The 19,284-nt window shown below is 65.7% G+C and carries 14 protein-coding genes; 10 read left to right on the plus strand and 4 right to left on the minus strand.

Annotated features, from left to right (window positions below):
* Positions 1-45 precede the first annotated feature (45 nt).
* Entirely contained in the window at positions 46-3,918 is a 3,873-nt protein-coding gene (locus tag J9314_RS06090; protein WP_210604965.1) for a DNA-directed RNA polymerase subunit beta', read from the plus strand.
* 174 nt (positions 3,919-4,092) lie between these two features.
* On the opposite strand, the gene J9314_RS06095 is transcribed toward J9314_RS06090, so the two are convergent.
* Positions 4,093-5,118 carry an ATP-dependent 6-phosphofructokinase gene (locus J9314_RS06095; RefSeq protein ID WP_181274823.1) on the minus strand — a complete coding sequence of 342 codons (1,026 nt, stop codon included), beginning with the start codon at positions 5,116-5,118 and terminating at the stop codon, positions 4,093-4,095.
* The gene (locus tag J9314_RS06100) at positions 5,115-5,804 is read right to left on the minus strand and encodes a DUF1707 SHOCT-like domain-containing protein (RefSeq protein ID WP_210604966.1); all 690 of its coding nucleotides are present in this window, start codon (positions 5,802-5,804) and stop codon (positions 5,115-5,117) included. Before J9314_RS06100 ends, J9314_RS06095 begins: the two co-directional genes overlap by 4 nt.
* A gap of 121 nt (positions 5,805-5,925) precedes the next feature.
* On the opposite strand from J9314_RS06100, the gene J9314_RS06105 reads away from it, so the two are divergent.
* The 5 genes from J9314_RS06105 to J9314_RS06125 all read left to right on the plus strand — a co-directional run bounded on the left by J9314_RS06105 (position 5,926) and on the right by J9314_RS06125 (position 12,617).
* On the plus strand, positions 5,926-7,188 hold the full coding sequence (locus tag J9314_RS06105; protein ID WP_210604967.1) for a glycosyltransferase: 1,263 nt from the start codon (positions 5,926-5,928) through the stop codon (positions 7,186-7,188).
* Positions 7,181-9,361 (plus strand): ArnT family glycosyltransferase, encoded by a 2,181-nt coding sequence (locus J9314_RS06110; RefSeq protein WP_210604968.1) that lies wholly within the window; start codon positions 7,181-7,183, stop codon positions 9,359-9,361. The genes J9314_RS06105 and J9314_RS06110 overlap by 8 nt, the downstream gene beginning before the upstream one ends.
* Positions 9,362-9,376: 15 nt before the next feature.
* The gene (locus tag J9314_RS06115; RefSeq protein ID WP_210604969.1) at positions 9,377-10,093 is read left to right on the plus strand and encodes a response regulator transcription factor; all 717 of its coding nucleotides are present in this window, start codon (positions 9,377-9,379) and stop codon (positions 10,091-10,093) included.
* Positions 10,090-11,652: a sensor histidine kinase gene (locus tag J9314_RS06120; RefSeq protein ID WP_210604970.1), complete on the plus strand. Its 1,563-nt coding sequence runs from the start codon at positions 10,090-10,092 to the stop codon at positions 11,650-11,652. The genes J9314_RS06115 and J9314_RS06120 overlap by 4 nt, the downstream gene beginning before the upstream one ends.
* Positions 11,653-11,762: 110 nt before the next feature.
* Entirely contained in the window at positions 11,763-12,617 is an 855-nt protein-coding gene (locus tag J9314_RS06125) for a hypothetical protein (RefSeq protein WP_210604971.1), read from the plus strand.
* Positions 12,618-12,793: 176 nt separating this feature from the next.
* Here J9314_RS06125 and katG read toward each other — a convergent pair whose 3' ends face one another.
* Together katG and J9314_RS06135 are read right to left on the minus strand one after the other, a co-directional pair.
* The gene (katG, locus tag J9314_RS06130) at positions 12,794-15,001 is read right to left on the minus strand and encodes a catalase/peroxidase HPI (protein WP_210604972.1); all 2,208 of its coding nucleotides are present in this window, start codon (positions 14,999-15,001) and stop codon (positions 12,794-12,796) included.
* A 121-nt stretch (positions 15,002-15,122) separates the two neighbouring features.
* Complete coding sequence (locus J9314_RS06135) at positions 15,123-15,533, minus strand: Fur family transcriptional regulator (protein ID WP_425514177.1); 411 nt, start codon at positions 15,531-15,533, stop codon at positions 15,123-15,125.
* A gap of 111 nt (positions 15,534-15,644) precedes the next feature.
* Here J9314_RS06135 and J9314_RS19305 point away from each other — a divergent pair, with 111 nt between their 5' ends.
* The 4 genes from J9314_RS19305 to fusA all read left to right on the plus strand — a co-directional run bounded on the left by J9314_RS19305 (position 15,645) and on the right by fusA (position 19,184).
* On the plus strand, positions 15,645-15,776 hold the full coding sequence (locus J9314_RS19305) for a hypothetical protein (RefSeq protein ID WP_281412369.1): 132 nt from the start codon (positions 15,645-15,647) through the stop codon (positions 15,774-15,776).
* A gap of 358 nt (positions 15,777-16,134) precedes the next feature.
* Positions 16,135-16,509, plus strand: a complete 375-nt coding sequence (gene rpsL, locus J9314_RS06140) for a 30S ribosomal protein S12 (protein ID WP_166970631.1) — start codon at positions 16,135-16,137, stop codon at positions 16,507-16,509.
* Positions 16,509-16,979: a 30S ribosomal protein S7 gene (rpsG, locus tag J9314_RS06145; RefSeq protein ID WP_166970633.1), complete on the plus strand. Its 471-nt coding sequence runs from the start codon at positions 16,509-16,511 to the stop codon at positions 16,977-16,979. The genes rpsL and rpsG overlap by 1 nt, the downstream gene beginning before the upstream one ends.
* A gap of 99 nt (positions 16,980-17,078) precedes the next feature.
* A complete protein-coding gene (fusA, locus tag J9314_RS06150; protein WP_210604973.1) occupies positions 17,079-19,184 on the plus strand; it encodes an elongation factor G in 2,106 nt (701 codons plus the stop codon).
* Positions 19,185-19,284 lie beyond the last annotated feature (100 nt).

The following is a 19,284-nucleotide window of genomic DNA, read 5'->3' on the forward strand; positions in this document are numbered from 1 at the left end:
ACTTTTTGATGAACGATTCGTTCATCGCCAGGAAAGAGGATTTACGTGCCTGACGTCAATTTCTTTGATGAACTGCGCATCGGTCTTGCCACCGCGGAGAACATCCGCGGCTGGTCACACGGTGAGGTGAAAAAGCCTGAGACCATCAACTACCGCACCCTGAAGCCGGAGAAGGACGGACTCTTCTGCGAGAAGATCTTCGGACCCACCCGCGACTGGGAGTGCGCCTGCGGAAAGTACAAGCGCGTCCGCTTCAAGGGCATCATCTGCGAACGCTGCGGCGTCGAGGTGACCCGTGCCAAGGTGCGCCGTGAGCGCATGGGCCACATCGAGCTCGCCGCTCCCGTGACCCACATCTGGTACTTCAAGGGTGTTCCCTCCCGTCTGGGATACCTGCTGGATCTGGCTCCGAAGGACCTCGAGAAGGTCATCTACTTCGCCGCCTACATGATCACCTCGGTCGACGAGGACTCCCGTCACCGCGATCTGCCCAGCCTGCAGAACAAGATCGACATCGAAAAGCAGCAGATCGGCACCCGCCGTGACGCCGACATCGACCGTCGCGCCAAGAAGCTCGAAGAGGATCTCGCAGCGCTCGAGGCCGAGGGCGGCACCGCCCAGGCCAAGAAGAAGCTGCGCGACACCGCCGAGAAGGAAATGGACAAGCTGCGCAAGAACGCCGACCGTGAGGTCGACCGTATCGAGCAGGTGTGGGACCGCTTCAAGAACCTCAAGGTCAACGACCTCGAAGGTGACGAGAGCCTCTACCGCGAGATGTTCCACCGCTTCGGTCTCTACTTCACCGGTGCCATGGGTGCCGAGGCGATCCAGAAGCGCCTGCTCGACTTCGACCTCGAGGGCGAAGCCGAGAAGCTGCGTGAGCTCATCGCCACCGGCAAGGGCCAGCGCAAGACCCGCGCGCTCAAGCGCCTCAAGGTCGTCAACGCGTTCCTGACCACCGACAACAACCCCGAGGGCATGGTCCTCGACGTCGTTCCGGTGATTCCGCCTGAGCTGCGTCCTATGGTTCAGCTCGACGGCGGTCGCTTTGCGACCTCGGATCTCAACGACCTCTACCGTCGCGTGATCAACCGCAACAACCGCCTCAAGCGCCTGCTCGACCTCGGTGCTCCCGAGATCATCGTCAACAACGAGAAGCGGATGCTGCAGGAAGCCGTGGATTCGCTGTTCGACAACGGACGTCGCGGACGTCCGGTGACCGGACCGGGCAACCGCCCGCTCAAGTCGCTGTCGGACATGCTCAAGGGCAAGCAGGGCCGGTTCCGTCAGAACCTGCTCGGCAAGCGTGTGGACTACTCGGGCCGTTCGGTCATCGTCGTCGGTCCGCAGCTGCACCTGCACCAGTGCGGTCTGCCCAAGACCATGGCCCTCGAGCTGTTCAAGCCGTTCGTGATGAAGCGCCTGGTCGATCTCAACCACGCGCAGAACATCAAGTCCGCCAAGCGCATGGTCGAACGTCAGCACCCGCAGGTGTGGGACGTCCTCGAAGAGGTCATCACCGAACACCCCGTGCTGCTCAACCGCGCACCGACCCTGCACCGTCTGGGCATCCAGGCGTTCGAGCCTCAGCTCATCGAGGGTAAGGCCATCCAGCTGCACCCGCTCGTGTGCTCGGCGTTCAACGCCGACTTCGACGGTGACCAGATGGCCGTTCACCTGCCGCTGAGCCCCGAGGCGCAGGCCGAGGCCCGCATCCTCATGCTCTCGGCCAACAACATCCTCAAGCCCTCGGACGGCAAGCCCGTGACCATGCCTTCGCAGGACATGATCATCGGTCTCTACCACCTCACCTCCGAGCGCAAGGGACTCCCCGGCGAAGGACGCGCATTCTCCGGAATGGGCGAGGCCCTCATGGCCTTCGACCGCGGAGAGCTCGACCTCGGCTCGCCGATCACTATCCGCCTGGAGAACGTTGTTCCCGGTGACGACATCGACGTACCCGAGGGCTGGACAGCCGGTGATCCGCTGGACGTGGCCACGACCTTGGGTCGCGCGACGTTCAACGAGTACCTGCCTGCCGACTACTCGTTCGTGAACTCGACGATCGACAAGAAGGCTCTGAGCCGGATCGTCAACCACCTCGCCGAGGAGTACCCGAAGGTCGAGGTCGCCCACACGCTGGACAACTTCAAGTCCGGGGGCTTCCACTGGGCCACGCGTTCGGGCATCACCGTCGCGATGTCGGATGTCGTCTCGCCCGAGGCGAAGACGGAGATCCTCGCCGAGGCAGAGGCCATCGACACGAAGGTGCAGCAGCAGTACGAACTCGGTGCGCTCACCGACGACGAGCGCCGCAACGAGCTCGTCAAACTGTGGACCGAGACGACCGAGAAGGTCGACCAGGTCATGCGCACGAACTTCCCCGAGCAGAACTCGGTGCTGCGCCTGGTCGAGTCCGGTGCCTCCGGTAACTGGATGCAGGTCCGCCAGCTGGCCGGTATGCGTGGACTGGTGACGAACCCGAAGGGTGAGATCATCCCGCGTCCGATCGTGTCGAACTACCGTGAGGGCCTGGCGGTGCTCGAGTACTTCATCGCCTCACACGGTGCTCGTAAGGGCCTGGCCGACACCGCTCTGCGTACCGCTGACTCCGGTTACCTGACCCGTCGACTCGTCGACGTGTCCCAGGACGTCATCATCCGCACCGCGGACGCCGGTTCGAACAAGGGCATCACCCTGCCGGTGGCCGAACGCGATCACGAGGGCAACCTCGTGCCGCACGAGTACGCCGAGACCAGCGTGTACGGTCGACTCACCGTCAACGACGTCACCGACGCCGATGGCAATGTCATCGTCCCGGCGAAGTCCGATGTCACCGCCGCAACCGTGGACACCCTCGTGGCCGCAGGCATCGAGGAGCTCAAGGTCCACTCGGTGCTGACCGCGGATTCCGATGCGCAGATCTCCGCCGAGCACTACGGTCGTTCGATGGCGACCGGCAAGCTCGTCGACATCGGCGAGGCCATCGGCACCGTCGCGGCCCAGTCGATCGGCGAGCCCGGCACCCAGCTGACGATGCGTACCTTCCACACCGGTGGTGCCGCAGCGTCGACCGGTGACATCACGCAGGGTCTGCCGCGTGTGACCGAGCTCTTCGAGGCTCGTACCCCGAAGGGCTTCGCCCCCATCGCCGAGGCGACCGGCCGGGCGAAGATCGACGACAGCCGCAAGACGCGCTTCGTCATCATCACCCCGGACGACGGCAGCGAGGAGATCGAGCACGCGGTCTCCAAGCGTGCCCGCCTGATGGTCGAGGACGGACAGCACGTCAAGGCCGGTGAGCAGCTCATCGTCGGTGCTGTCGATCCGAAGCAGGTGCTGCGCATCCGCGGTCGCCGTGAAGCCGAGCGCTTCCTCGTCGAGGAGGTCCAGAAAGTCTACCGGTCGCAGGGTGTGGGCATCCACGACAAGCACATCGAGGTCATCGTGCGGCAGATGCTGCGTCGCGTGACCGTGATCGAGTCCGGCGACACGAACCTGCTGCCCGGCGAGCTCGTCGACCGCGGCCGCTACCAGGCGGAGAACCGTCGTGTGGTCGCCGAAGGCGGCCAGCCCGCATCGGCTCGTGACGAGCTGATGGGCATCACGAAGGCCTCGCTGGCCACCGAGTCGTGGCTGTCGGCCGCATCCTTCCAGGAGACCACCCGCGTCCTCACCGAGGCGGCGATGGAAGGCAAGTCGGATACGCTCATGGGGCTGAAGGAGAACGTCATCCTCGGTAAGCTCATCCCTGCAGGCACCGGCCTGCAGTCGCACCGCAACCTCGTGGTGGAGCCGACCGAAGAGGCCAAGGCCGAGATGTTCACCAACAGCTACGGCGACTTCTACGCGGGCATCGGAGCCGATTCCGGCTCTGCCATCCCGCTGGAGGATTACGACTACGGCGCGTTCAGCTGAGGCTGAGCGGCTGAAGAGCTGACTGCACCAGGGGCACCCACCGCATGGTGGGTGCCCCTTCTGTATGGAACCGGGTTCGGGACGTCGAGACAACGGCGGAGCGCCGAGACCACTGTGTGTGCCCTCTGTGTGCAGGTGTCTCGGCGCTCCGCCGTTGTCTCGGTGGGGCTTGTCCTAGCCGAAGAGGACCTGTGCTTCTTCCCAGCGGTGCAGCGGCACCGACTTGAGGCTGTCGACGGCCGAAGACATCTCGACCGAGACGATGTCGGTGCCCTTGAGACTGGCCATCTTGCCCCAATGGCCGTGCTGGGCGAGATCGGCGGCTGCCATCCCCAGCCGGGTCGACAGGACCCTGTCGTAGGCGGTGGGGGAGCCGCCTCGTTGCAGGTGGCCGAGGATCGTCGCTCGGGATTCGATCCCGGTGATCTCCTCGATCTTCGGGGCCAGGTAGTTCGCAATCCCGCCGAGGCGGACCCGCCCTTTGTTGTCGACCCCATGGTCGGCGACCTGGGAGTCGAATCCTTCGGGGATGAATCCTTCGGCGACGACGACGATGGGGGCACGTCCGCGGTCCCGGGCCGAGCGGACCCATGCGGAGATCTGATCGAAGGAGACGGGGAACTCCGGCATGAGGATCGCGTGGGCGCCGGCGGCCATCCCGGCATGCAGCGCGATCCAGCCGACGTTGCGTCCCATGACCTCGATGACCATGCACCGGTGGTGGGATTCGGCCGTGGTGCGCAGTCGGTCGATGGCCTCGGTGGCGATGGACTGGGCGGTGTCGAATCCGAAGGTGTAGTCGGTGTTGCCGAGGTCGTTGTCGATGGTCTTGGGCACTCCGACGATGTGGATGCCCTCTTCACGAACGAGTCGGGAGGCCCCCGCCAGGGTGCCTTCGCCGCCGATGGCGATGAGAGAGTCGATGCCGTGGGCGGCCATGACCTCGCGCATCCGCTCGGGTCCGCCGTCCTCGTAGGGGTGGGTGCGTGAGGTGCCGAGGATGGTGCCGCCGCGTCCGGACAGGCCTCGCACATCGAGCATCGTCATGTCGAACATGTCGTCCTCGAGGAGGCCTCGCCAGCCGTCGCGGATGCCGACGAACTCGGCGTCGTAGGCGCGGATGCCCTTGCGGACGATGCCGCGGATGACAGCGTTGAGGCCCGGGCAGTCGCCGCCCGAGGTGAGTACACCGATCTTCATTCCAGCTGACCCTGATCCTTTGCTCGATAGCCTTTGGCGAGCCGGACATCGTGCCCGGCCATGAGTGAGACGCCCTTGAGGATGACGGTTCCGTTCGAACCGTCACCCTGCGCGGGCCCATGGATGTCGTTGCCGCCCATGATGTTGATGGTCTCGTCGCGGATGCGCACTCCCGGCGGCACGTAGACGTCGTTGCCGGCCCACATCGCATACGAGTTCAGTTCGACCGTCACCCCGGGGCCCATGACGTCGCACAGGTCGATGTCATCCCCGCCCATCAGGGCGTAGGTGGTGACCTCGGCGGTGCCGGGCGGGACGTCGAGCTGGCGCCCGGACATGATGGCCACGGAGTTCATCGGTGTGGCCGACCCAGGTTCCGCAGCGGGGGAGAGTTCGGTCGGTCCGCGCCGAGCCAGCTCCGATCCCGGACCTGCGGGTCCGGGAGCCTGCCCGGTCTGACGGGCGAGCTTGCGGTGGAGGCTGTCGCCTTCGGGAAGATCGTCGATGAGCGGGATGAGCTCGTCGAGGAACTTCGCACCGATGGCCTCATCCTGCCGCTGCGTCGTCTCCTCGGGATCGAGGCGACCGTTCGTCACAGCCTCGGTGATCACGGACAGGACATCATCGCGGTCCTGGTCGGAGGCGCGGATGCGCCGCTGGGGAGGAGGGGAGTCGTCGTCGGCCATGGTGCCCAGTGTAGCGGTCTTCACACGTGGCAGCAGGGCGGACTGACGTGGTGAGGACTCCACAGCAGGGCCACAGGTTCGACCAATGCTGGGCCTATCCGACCCCTGGAATGTGGAGTCCATGAGAGATGAGAGCAGCGCCTGGCAGCAGTCGCAGACGCAGACAGCAGACACGGCCACCCGCCCGACCACCACCGTCGACCTCGTCGTCCCGGTGTACAACGAGGAGGCCTCGCTGGCCGCCTCGATCGAGACCCTCCTCGCCGTCGAGCCCTCCCTCGGCACTGAGGTCACGATCATCATCGCCGACAACGCGAGCACCGATGCCACCCCCGACATCGCCTCGACACTCGCGGCCAGACATGCGCAGGTCGAATACGTCCGCCTCGAGCAGAAGGGGCGCGGCCGTGCCCTGAGCCGCGTGTGGCAGGCATCGACGGCCGACGTCGTCGCCTATACGGACGTCGACCTCGCCACGGACATCCGCGTCCTCGACCCGATGGTCGAGGTCATCCGGTCAGGCCTGGCCGATGTCGCCATCGCCTCCCGCCTGCAGCCGGGACTCGCGGTCGATCGCGGCATCAAGCGCGAGATCATCTCCCGCTGCTACAACCGTCTGCTCAAGGTCAGCCTCGGCGTCGGATTCAGCGATGCCCAGTGCGGGTTCAAAGCACTGTCGGCGCGGGCGGCGAAGGAACTGCTGCCTCAGGTCGAGGACACCGAGTGGTTCTTCGACACGGAGCTGCTCGCTCGCGCAGAGTGGGCCGGCCTCCGCATCCATGAGTTCGGCACGGACTGGACGGACGATCCCGATTCCTCCGTCGACGTGATCAACACGGCGTGGAAGGACATCAAAGGCATCGTCCGACTGCGCACAGGCGGACGAACCCGGGTTCAGCACGAGGTCCCCGCACCGAACACCGGCGCGCAGATCCTCCACTTCATCGACGTCGGAATCATCAGCACCGTGCTCTACGCCGTGCTGTTCCTCCTCGGGGTCCAGTTCGTCTCGGACTCCGCGGCGAACATCATCGCACTGCTCCTGTCGACGATCGCGAACACCGCACTCAACCGCGGTCACACCTTCGGGGTGCGATCCCCACACCACCGACTGACCTCCCAGTTCAAAGGCTTGGCGGCCTTCGGACTGTGCCTGGCCTTCACCTCGGCGGGGTTGGCCGTCGCCGACGGGTTCACCGGGCCGTGGGCGAGCGTCGGCACTCTCGCGGTGCTGACGCTGGCGAACCTCGCCGCCACCGTGGTCCGCTTCGTGCTCATGCGCACCTGGGTCTTCGCCCGCGGCTCTCACGGCCGCTCCCACCCCGCCTCGGCGAACGCAGTCGATCGGACCCACAACGACGGGAAGGACATCGAGCATGTCTGAGTCTCACACCAATCCTGCCAGTACCCGTGGCCTGCGCAGGCACTGGTACCCGGCGCTGCTGACCATGCTGACCCTCGGCACGATCGCCGCCTTCCTCGCCAACCTCAGCGCCAACGGCTGGGCGAACTCCTTCTACGCGGCGGCCGTGCAGGCCGGCTCGGAGAACTGGGAGGCGTTCCTCTTCGGGTCCCTCGACTCGGCGAACGCGATCACCGTCGACAAACCCCCGGCCGCCCTGTGGCTGATGGCCCTGAGCGCCCGCGTCTTCGGGTTCTCGTCGTTCTCGATGCTTCTGCCCCAGGTCCTCCTGGCCGGAGTGAGCGTGCTGCTCATCGTCCATTCAGTGCGGCTGAGCCTGCGGTCCCACGTCGGATCAGGCCTCGAGAAGGCTGCGGCACTGGGGGCCGGCGGGATCGTCGCCGTGTCCCCGTTGGTGGCGCTGATGTTCCGGTTCAACAACCCGGACGCCCTGCTCGTGACCCTGATGATCGGCGCGGTCGTCGCGACGCAGCATGCACTCCGCATCCTCACCGAATCCGAACGGCGCCGGTCCGCACGCCGCATCGCCGGCTGGCTCGTCCTCGCCGGAGTCTGCCTTGGCCTCGGGTTCCTGACCAAGCAGTTCCAGGTTCTGCTCATCGTCCCCGGCCTCGCCCTGGCGTGGGTGCTCTTCGCCCGCACCTCCTGGCCGCGCCGCCTGCTGTGGCTGCTCGTCCCGCTCGGATCGATGATCGTCAGCGCCGGCTGGTGGATCGCCCTCGTCGAACTCACGCCGGCCGACTCGAGGCCCTACGTCGGCGGCTCTCAGTCGAACTCGTTCCTCGAACTCACCTTCGGCTACAACGGCTTCGGACGCCTCACCGGCAATGAGACGGGATCCGTCGGCGGAGGTGGCGGAGGCCAAGGCGGCGGATGGGGCGAAACAGGAATCACCCGCCTGTTCACCGGCAGCTTCGGCCAGCAGGTGTCGTGGTTCCTGCCCACCGCCCTGTTCCTCCTCGTCGTCACGATCGTCCTTCTCATCCTCGCCGAGGCGGCCCGCCGTCGCGGTGTCCCCACCGTCACGGGCGGTGACCGCGCGGTGCCCGCATCCGGAACCTCAGGGACAGCCGGCTCCTTCGGCAAGGCCGACTCCTCCGGAAGGGGCAGCCTCGGCGCGGGCCTGCTCATGTGGGGTGCCTGGCTCGTCATCACCTGGCTCGTACTGTCGAATATGAACGGAATCGTCCACGAGTACTACACGGTCGCACTCATTCCCGCGATCGCGGTCGTCATCGGCCTCGGCATCGCCGTGCTGCTCGAGCGGTCCGGATTCCTTCCACGACTGCTGCTGGCGATCGCGTGGGCCCTGACCGGAGCATGGCAGTTCATCCTCAGCTCCGATATGACCGGAATCCCCGGCATCCTGCGCTGGGCGGTGCTCATCGTCTCGATACTCGGTGCATTGGCCCTCATCGCCACCGCGCATCGCAGATTCGGTGCGGCGCTCGCCTCGGTGCTCGTGGCACTGGCCGTCCTCGGCAGCGCTGCGATTCCGGCTCAGCTGGCCGTGCGCACGATCGCCGGCTCGACGCAGGGATCGATCGTGACGATCGCCGGTACGAGCTCGGGCATGGGCGGCGGACCCGGCGGGGGAGGAATGCCCGGCGGGGGAGGAGCCCGCGACGGTGGTGCCGGCGGCGGAGCCCCCACCGGCGGCACCGGCGGAGGAACCACCGGAACGACCGGTGGGGCAGGCAAGTCGGAGACCGGCACCGGTGGCCCCGGTGGGGGAGCTCCCGGCGGCGGAGGAGGCGGAATGGGCGGTCTGCTCAACGGCTCGGAACCCTCGGACGAGCTCACTGATCTGCTCGAACAGGACGCCTCGGACTACACGTGGGTGGCTGCGGCGACCGGGGCGAACCAGGCCGCGGGATACCAGCTCGCGCTGGGCGAGCCCGTCATGGCGATCGGCGGGTTCAACGGCACCGATCCCTCGCCGAGCCTCGCAGAGTTCAAACAGCTCGTGGCCGAGGGTAAGATCCACTACTACATCGGATCGGGCTCGAGCGGCCAGGGCCCCGGCGGCGGCGACTCGGATTCGTCCTCATCTCAGATCGCGGCCTGGGTCGAGGCGAACTACGAGGCGACCACCGTCGACTCCGTTTCGCTCTACGATCTGAGCGCCGGATGAGGGGATAATCGACCTATGAACCCGACAGCGAATCCGCCGGCGCGCATCCTCATCGTCGACGACGAAGCGAACCTCTCCGAGCTCCTCGTCATGGCCTGCCAAGTCAGGGGATGGGAAGCCGAAGGGGTCGGCACCGGCCGTGAGGCCGTGGCGCTGGCCAGGAGCGAACGCTTCGACGCCATCGTCCTCGACGTCATGCTGCCCGACCTCGACGGTTTCGCCGTGATCGAGAAGATCCGCGGGGAGGGAATCGACACCCCGGTCGTCTTCCTCTCCGCCCGCGACGAGGTCGACGACCGGCTGACGGGCCTGCGGTTGGGCGGGGACGACTACGTGACTAAGCCGTTCAACCTCGATGAGGTCATCGCCCGCATCGAGGTGCGCCTGCGCCGTGGAGCCTCGGCCGGCCCGGTCGACGAGGACGATGTTCTGCGCGTGGGCGACCTCGAACTCGACGAGCGCTCCCATGAGGTCACCCGCGCCGGTCAGCCGATCGAACTCACCGCTCGCGAATACGAGGTGCTGCTGCTGTTCATGCGCAACCCGCGGGCGGTGCTCTCAAAGGCCCAGATCCTCGACCGGGTGTGGGACTACGACTTCGGGGGCAACGGCAACATCGTCGAACTCTACGTCTCCTACCTGCGGAAGAAGATCGACACCCCGTTCCCGGACCTGCCGAACCTCTTCCACACCAAGCGCGGAGCCGGATACATCCTGCGGGCGGAGCAGTGACCCTGCGTCGATGGCGGCTGCAGACGAGGCTGATCGTCCTCGCCGGCCTCGTCCTCCTGCTCGTCGGGGCCGGGATCGGAACCGCCTCCTGGTTGAGCGTGCGCGGCTCGCTCATGTCCGACCTCGACGCACAGCTGACGTCGATGACGTCGCATGCGCGTTCGGGCGACGGTCCCGGCGCGGGACCCGGGGCGACCGGGAATCCGGGAACCTCGGGTGGGGGTGACGGATCGTCGGGGGCGGTCGATTCTGCTCTGCGCTATCTCTTCCAGCCCGGCGTCGGCGACGGTGCTCTCGTCGTCGACTCCGGCGACGGGGGAGAGGGGCTCATCGCCGAGGCGGGGCTGAGCCGCCCGCGGGCCCTGTCCGCGGCGGCGATCGATGCCCTGCTCGACGTCGAACCCGGCGGGGGCGAGTCCGGCGGCAGTGCCTCCGGCGGCAGCGCTTCCGCTCACGAGTCCGTGCGAGTGCCCGGATTCGGCGCCTACCGTGTCGTGGCCTTCGACGACGGCGGAACCACCACTGTGTACGGGGTTCCCCAGGGCAGCGTCGACGGTGCCCTCGAACGCACCGCGTGGACGACTGCGTTCGTCGTCCTCATCGGCGTCATCGCCACGGCCGCACTCATGGCCGTGATCATCCACCGGCAGCTGCGCGATCTGCGGGAGGTCGCCCGCACCGCGCGGGAGGTCACCGACCTCGAGCTCAGCGCCGGCGAACCCGAGCTTGCGCTCAGGGTCCCCGCCGACCTCGCGGTGCCGGGCACGGAGGTCGGCGACGTGGGCGCCTCGGTCAACCGGATGCTCGACCATGTCGGCTCCGCCCTCGAGGAGCGCTATCGGGGCACGGAGCAGATGCGCCGGTTCGTCGCCGACGCCTCCCATGAGCTGCGCACCCCGATCGCGACGATCCGCGGCTGGGCCGACCTCACCCGCCCGTACCGCGACGATCTGCCCGCCGAGGTGGCCACCTCCTTGGGCAGGATCGATTCCGGAGCGATGCGGATGTCCTCCTTGGTCGATGACCTCCTGCTCCTTGCGCGCCTCGAAGCAGGCCGCCAGCCGACGAGTGAGGACACCGTCGACGTCTCGTCCCTGCTCATCGAGCTCGTCGAGGACGCCCATGTCGTCAACCCCGATCATTCGATCTCACTCGACGTCCCGCCCGAGGCTCTCGAAGTGCGCGGCGAGGTCGACCAGGTGCGCCGGGTCGTGTCGATCGTGCTCACGAACGCCTGCGTGCACACCCCTCCGGGCACCAGAGTGCATATCGAGGCGCAGGCGGCGCACAAGCCGGTCTCGGGGCAGCTGCCCAGCGACGTCGTGGCGATCCGTATCAGTGACGACGGGCAGGGCATTCCGCCTGAGATCCGGGACAGGGTCTTCGATCGCTTCGTCCGGGGGGATCCCTCACGGGCACGGCAGGACGGAGCCGAGGGCGGATCCTCGGGGCTGGGGCTCGCTATCGCAGCCGGCCTCGTCGACCTCATGCACGGCAGCATCGCGATGTCGAGCACGGACGCAGGAACGACCTTCGAACTGCGACTGCCCGCCGCCTGAGCCGAATCGCACAGGCTGAACCGAATCGCACAGGCTGACCACAGGTACGACTGGGAAGGGCTACAGCGCGGGGTCCGAAAGTGGAATCACCGATAACCAGAGGAGATTCCATGACCGAGAACCAGAACCCCGACCAGAGTCCCAACGCGAATCAGAACTCTGGCCAGAACCCGAATCAGCACCCTGACCAGAATGCCGGCCAAAATGCCGGACGGAACGCTGACCAGAATGCCGGTGAGAACCCCGGCGAGACCAGCACCCGGAATTCCGACCGCGTCTCCCGGTCCGCGCCCGATCCACGCTCCGATGGCTCGGCAGGATCGCGGCCCTGGGTGAATCCTTATGGTGTGTCTGCCCAGACCGCACACTTCGGAAGTACCGCGGGCCCGCGTAAGCAGAAGCGCCGCGTCCCACTGGCCCCCGCGGTGCTGGCCGGTTCGGCACTGTTCGTCGTCGGCGGACTCGCCGGGGGAGCGATCGGTGCCTCGGCGGCCATCGCGTCGAACGATTCGGGGACGAGCCAGGGCCCCGGGGGCCAGAACGGGCCCGGCGGAATGGGCGGGCAACAGGACGGAGGCACGCAGAACGGCGGGCAACAGGACGGCGGAGGCATGCCGGGCGGTCAGTCGGACGGCGGCGGCATGCCCGGTGGCCAATCCAACGGCATGCCGGGGAATCAGAACGGGTCCGGCTCGAACGGAAGCTCGTCGAACGGAAGCTCGTCGGACGGAACGAATTCGAGCGGAGCCGGAACCGACGGCACCGCACAAGACGGCACCGGCTCGGACTCCGGCACAAACTCGGACACCGGCACCGGCTCGGACTCCGGTGGGGACTCCGACGGGTCGGATTCGACCGCAGACACCACCTCGACGAGTAGCGATGACACGACGGTCGACAACGTCGCAGTCACCCACTTCGAGCAGATGTTCACCGGATTCGCCGTCCTCAACCGGGACGAGTGAACTTCCTGCATGCGGAAGGACCGCGGTGACGTGAGGTCGGTGCTGTTCCCACCAGATGGTCCCCGTCCTCACGTGCCTCCCGAATACGACGATGCCCCCACCGCAATCGGTGGGGGCATCGTACTGTGAACCTGTGAACCCGAGAGCCTCTCAGCTCTCAGAGATCATCATGCGGTTCAGCGGTGGAGATCGAATCGATCGGCCTCGACGACCTTGGTCCAGGCCTTGACGAAGTCGGCGACGAACTTCTCGCCGGCATCATCGGAGCCGTAGACCTCGGCGATGGCCCGCAGTTCGGAGTTCGCACCGAAGAGCAGGTCGACGCGGCTGCCGGACCACAGCTTCTCACCCTCGGGGGAGAAGCACTCGTAGACGTTCGCCGTCTCCGAGTCACCGATCGGCTTCCAGACATTGCCGAGCTCGAGGAGGTTGACGAAGAAGTCGTTCGTCAGCTCGCCGGGACGGTCGGTGAACACGCCGAGGTCGGAGTCCTCGAAGTTCGCACCGAGCACGCGCAGACCGCCGATGAGGACGGTGAGCTCCGGAGGAGTGAGACCGAGCAGGCTGGCCTTGTCGAGCAGCAGGTATTCGGCCTTGAGCGGCAGACCCTCGGTGAGGTAGTTGCGGAAACCATCGTGAGTCGGCTCCAGGTAGTTGAACGACTCGACGTCGGTCTGCTCCTGGGTGGCGTCGCCGCGACCCGTGGACACGGGCACGGTGATCGCGTGACCCGCGGCAGCCGCAGCGGTCTCGATGCCGACGGCACCGGCGATGGCGACCACATCGGCGAAGGAAGCACCGGTCGCCTCGGCGATGCCCTCGAGCACCGGAAGCACCTCGGCGAGCTTGGCCGGCTCATTGGCCTCCCAGCTGCGCTGCGGTTCGAGACGAAGGCGACCGCCGTTGACGCCGCCGCGCATGTCGGAGACGCGGTGCGAGGACGCGGCCGCCCAGGTGGTCGAGACCAGCTGGGAGACGGTGAGCCCGGAGTCCCGGACCGCGGCCTTCACAGCGTCAAGCTGTGCATCGTCGAGCTGGGTGCCGGCCGGGACCGGATCCTGCCAGATGAGCTCCTCGGTGGGAACCTCGGGGCCGAGGTAGCGGGTGGCCGGTCCCATGTCACGGTGGGTGAGCTTGAACCACGCACGAGCGAAGGCGTCTTCGAAGGCCTTCTGATCGTCCTTGAACTTCCGGGAGATCTTCTCGTAGATCGGGTCGAAGCGCAGGGACAGGTCGGTGGTGAGCATGCGCGGCTCGCGGCGTCCGTCGCCCTGGGCCATCGGCACCATGTCGTCGCCGCCGCCGTCCTTCGGACGCCACTGCAGGTGTCCGCCTTCATTCTCGAAGACCTCCCACTCGTAGGCGAAGAGGATGTGGAAGAACTCGTTGTCCCACCGGGTCGGGTGATAGGTCCAGGTGACCTCGATGCCCGAACCGATCGAGTCATTGCCCTGACCGGTGCCGAAGTCGGACTTCCAGCCGAGCCCCTGCTCCTCGAGCGGCGCGGCCTCGGGATCGGAGCCCTTGTGCGATTCGGGTCCGGCGCCGTGGGTCTTGCCGAAGGTGTGTCCGCCGGCGATGAGGGCGACGGTCTCCTCGTCGTTCATCGCCATCCGACCGAAGGTCTCGCGGATGTCGATCGCGGCCTTGAGCGGGTCCGGCTCGCCCTCGGGGCCCTCCGGGTTGACGTAGATGAGTCCCATGGTCGTCGCGGCCAGCGGCTTCTGCAGCTCGCGGTTGCCGACGTAGCGCTTGTCGGTGCCGAGCCATTCGGTCTCCGAGCCCCAGTACACGTCATTGTCGGGCTCCCAGACGTCCTTGCGTCCGCCGGCGAAGCCGAAGGTCTTGAAGCCCATCGATTCGAGGGCGACGTTTCCGGCGAGGATGAAGAGGTCGGCCCAGGAGATCTTCTTGCCGTACTTCTTCTTCACCGGCCACAGCAGACGGCGGGCCTTGTCGAGCGAGACGTTGTCCGGCCAGGAGTTCAGCGGAGCGAAGCGCTGCTGCCCCTCACCGCCGCCGCCGCGACCGTCCTGCACGCGGTACGTGCCGGCCGAGTGCCAGGCCATGCGGATCATGAAGGGGCCGTAGTGCCCGAAATCCGCCGACCACCAGTCGGAGTTGGTCTTCTGCAGCTCTTCGATGTCGGCCTTGAGCTGGTAGTAGTCGAGGCTGTTGAATTCGGCGTCGTAGTCGAATTCGGGATCCATGGGATCGCGCGCCGGCTGACCCTTCGCGAGGATCTTGAGGTTGAGACGGTTGGGCCACCACTGGGCGTTGGAATCGCCCTGGGTGGGGTTGACCAGGTTGTCCGAGTCGGAAGCCTGCGTCGGCTCCGAGCTCGTGTGGACGACTGGGCAGCCGCCGGTGGTCGTGTCGGTCATCGTGTTCCTTTCACAGTCGGGTCGACTTCAGTGACCCGTTTGACGACGAAGGCTGACCTCGCAGAGAGGACACAGGTGTCTCACCGCGAGGAGAGGGATGGGCATGAACGAAGCACTGGTCTCACACGGACGAGGCAAGGCGGTCGGTGTCCGCTGCGGAACCGGAGTCCGCGCAGTCCGGGCACAGGCCCCAGAAGGTCACCTCGGCCGCCTCGACGCGGAAGCCGGCATCATGAGAGGGAACCAGACACGGTGCGTGCCCGACCGTGCAGTCGACATCGACGATGAGACCGCAGGACCGACAGACGAGGTGGTGATGGTTGTCCCCGATTCGCCGCTCATACCGAGCCACCGAGCCCGACGGCTGGATGCAGCGCAGCAGCCCGACCTCGGTGAGAGTGTGGAGCGAGTCGTAGACGGCCTGATGAGAGACCGTCGGCAACGACCCGCGGACGGAGCGGATGACGGACTCGGTGTCCGCGTGAGGATGATCCCGCACGGCCTCGAGCACGGCAACCCGCTGTTTCGTCACACGCAGAGAAGTCTGCCGCAGGGCTGCGGCAGGATCCTCTGCATGTCCATGATTCGTCCCGTTCACACCTTAAGGATGCCTGCTTCTTTTGAATCAGTCAAGGAAAGAGCGATGACCTCCGCCGAGGCGGCCCCCGGGGTGGGTGCGGCCATGTTCGCCCAGGTGGTCGCCCAGGTGATCGTCGAGGTGGAATCCGCTGCGGACCGCGAGGGCGGGCGTGCGTACGGTCGAGCGTGTGGGTGAGTGCGCTCGATGGGGTAGGGTTGTTCGCCGGCGATTTTGACCAGACGCGCGGAAGAGAGATATTCTGTTAAGCGACTGATTGTGTTATCTGTGTCGTCGGATGATCCTGCCGGGCATTCTGTGAAGCTCGGACCCCTGTGAGAATTTGACGATGCGGGCCGCCGGAAAATCGACTCTGTCGGGACGTGTCCACGCGACACACCCGAGCGCAGGGTATGAGAGACTGCGCGGTTACTGGCATCGGGAGCCGAGCTTCACCCGATGTTCAGTCGGATATGTCCCACGGTTCACAGACGCGACCACGGTCGTGGCCGGAATTGGGAATTAGGTCTATCGAGAAGCAAATGGAGAACGCTTAGTGCCGACAATCCAGCAGCTCGTCCGCAAGGGACGGCATGTGAAATCAGCAGGATCCGACGCTCCTGCCCTCAAGGGCAGCCCGCAGCGTCGCGGAGTGTGCACCCGCGTGTACACCACTACCCCCAAGAAGCCGAACTCGGCTCTTCGCAAGGTCGCTCGTGTCAAGCTTTCGAGCCAGATCGAGGTGACCGCCTACATCCCGGGCGAGGGACACAACCTGCAGGAGCACTCGATCGTGCTCGTGCGCGGTGGCCGCGTCAAGGATCTGCCCGGTGTTCGCTACCGGATCGTCCGCGGTTCGCTCGACACCCAGGGCGTCAAGGGCCGTCAGCAGGCCCGCAGCAAGTATGGTGCGAAGAGGGAGAAGAAGTAATGCCACGCAAAGGTCCTGCACCCAAGCGACCGATCGTCGTTGACCCGGTCTTCAGCTCACCGCTCGTCACGCAGCTGATCAACAAGATCCTGCTCGACGGCAAGCGCTCGACCGCAGAGCGGATCGTCTACGGTGCCCTCGAAGGTACCCGCGAGAAGAACGGCAACGACCCCGTTGTCAACCTGAAGAAGGCTCTCGACAACATTCGTCCGTCCCTCGAGGTCCGCTCCCGCCGCGTCGGCGGAGCGACCTACCAGGTGCCGGTGGATGTTCGCCCGACTCGTTCGACCACCCTGGCCCTCCGCTGGCTGGTGGGCTACGCCCGTCAGCGTCGTGAGAAGACCATGACCGAACGACTCATGAATGAGATCCTCGATGCCGGCAACGGCCTCGGCGCCGCAGTCAAGCGCCGCGAGGACACTCACAAGATGGCCGAGTCCAACAAGGCCTTCGCCCACTACCGCTGGTAATCGCCTTCCCTGCTGTTCGGTCGGCGGACATCGTCCGCGACATCTGCCGGCCGGACAGCTTGGGGGAGTCGAGCAAATCATCGAAGAGAGAGAGACACCGTGGCACTTGACGTGCTCACCGACCTGAACAAGGTCCGCAACATCGGCATCATGGCCCACATCGATGCCGGTAAGACCACCACGACCGAACGCATCCTCTTCTACACCGGTGTGAACTACAAGATGGGCGAGACCCACGACGGCGCCGGCACGATGGACTGGATGGACCAGGAGAAGGAACGCGGCATCACGATCACGTCGGCCGCGACGACCTGCTACTGGCACGACAACCAGATCAACATCATCGACACCCCCGGCCACGTCGACTTCACCGTCGAGGTCGAGCGCTCGCTGCGCGTCCTCGACGGCGCCGTCGCAGTGTTCGACGGCAAGGAGGGCGTGGAGCCGCAGTCGGAGACGGTCTGGCGTCAGGCCGACAAGTACGACGTCCCGCGCGTCTGCTTCGTCAACAAGATGGACAAGCTCGGTGCTGACTTCTACTTCACCGTGCAGACCATCAAGGACCGCCTCGGTGCCAAGCCGCTGGTCATCCAGCTGCCGATCGGCGCCGAGAGTGAATTCGCCGGTGTCGTCGACCTGCTCGAGATGAAGGCCTACACCTGGCCCGACGAGTCGAAGATGGGTCAGGACATGACCGAGGTCGAGATCCCCGCGGATCTGCAGGCCAAGGCCGAAGAGTACCGTGCGCAGCTCGTCGAAGACGTCGCCGAGAGCACGGAAGCGCTCATGGAGAAGTACCTCGACGGCGAAGAGCTCACGGTGGCCGAGATCAAGTCGGGCATCCGCGAACTCGTCATCAAGTCCGAGGCCTTCCCGGTGATGTGCGGTTCCGCGTACAAGAACAAGGGCGTCCAGCCCATGCTCGACGCGGTCATCGACTACCTGCCCTCGCCGCTCGACGTTCCCCCGATGATCGGGCACAACCCGAGCAACGAGGACGAGGAGCTCACCCGCAAGCCTGCGAAGGACGAGCCGTTCTCGGCTCTCGCGTTCAAGGTCGCATCGCACCCGTTCTTCGGTGCGCTCACCTACGTGCGCGTCTACTCCGGCCAGGTCAAGTCCGGTGAGCAGGTGCTCAACACCACCTCGGGCAAGAAGGAACGCGTCGGCAAGCTCTTCCAGATGCACTCCAACAAGGAGAACCCTGTGGAAGAGGCCTTCGCCGGCCACATCTACGCCTTCATCGGTCTCAAGGACACCACCACCGGTGACACCCTCTGCGATCCTGCGAACCCGATTGCGCTGGAATCGATGACCTTCCCGGAGCCTGTGATCTCCGTGGCCATCGAGCCGAAGACGAAGAGCGACCAGGAGAAGCTGTCCTCGGCCATCCAGAAGTTCGTCAAGGAAGACCCGACCTACCAGGTCGAGCTCGACGCGGAGACCGGTCAGACCGTCATCCGCGGCATGGGCGAACTCCACCTCGACATCCTCGTCGACCGCATGCGTCGCGAGTTCAAGGTCGAGGCGAACGTGGGCAAGCCGCAGGTCGCCTACCGCGAGACCATTCGCCGCACTGTCGAGAAGTACGACTACACCCACAAGAAGCAGACGGGTGGATCGGGACAGTTCGCGAAGGTCCAGGTCACCTTCGAACCCCTCGAGGTCGAAGGCGATACGATTTATGAGTTCGAGAATGCCATCACCGGCGGACGCGTTCCGCGCGAGTACATTCCGAGCGTCGACGCCGGCATCCAGGACGCCATGCAGCTCGGTGTCCTCGCCGGCTACCCGCTGGTCGGCATCAAGGCCACACTGGTCGACGGTGCTTACCATGATGTCGACTCTTCGGAGATGGCATTCAAGATCGCCGGATCGATGGTCCTCAAGGAGGCCGTCAGGAAGGCGAACCCGGTTCTTCTCGAACCGGTCATGGACGTCGAGGTGCGCACCCCTGAGGAATACATGGGTGACGTCATCGGCGACCTGAATTCCCGGCGTGGCCAGATTCAGTCGATGGACGATGCTTCCGGTGTGAAGGTCGTCAAGGCTGTGGTCCCGCTGTCGGAGATGTTCGGTTACATCGGTGATCTGCGGTCGAAGACCCAGGGCCGTGCGGTGTACTCGATGACTTTCTCCAGCTATGCGGAGGTCCCGAAGGCTGTTGCCGAGGAGATCATCCAGAAGGTGCGCGGCGGAGAGTAATCTCCGGAATCCGGTCGCCCCGGTGATCAAGAACATGTTCACCGGAATGAAAGATAACCAACAGAAGGTCTAAGATATGTACCGCATATCTTTTGACAAC

Source organism: Brevibacterium oceani (assembly GCF_017948325.1).
In the GTDB taxonomy this organism is placed as follows: domain Bacteria; phylum Actinomycetota; class Actinomycetes; order Actinomycetales; family Brevibacteriaceae; genus Brevibacterium; species Brevibacterium oceani.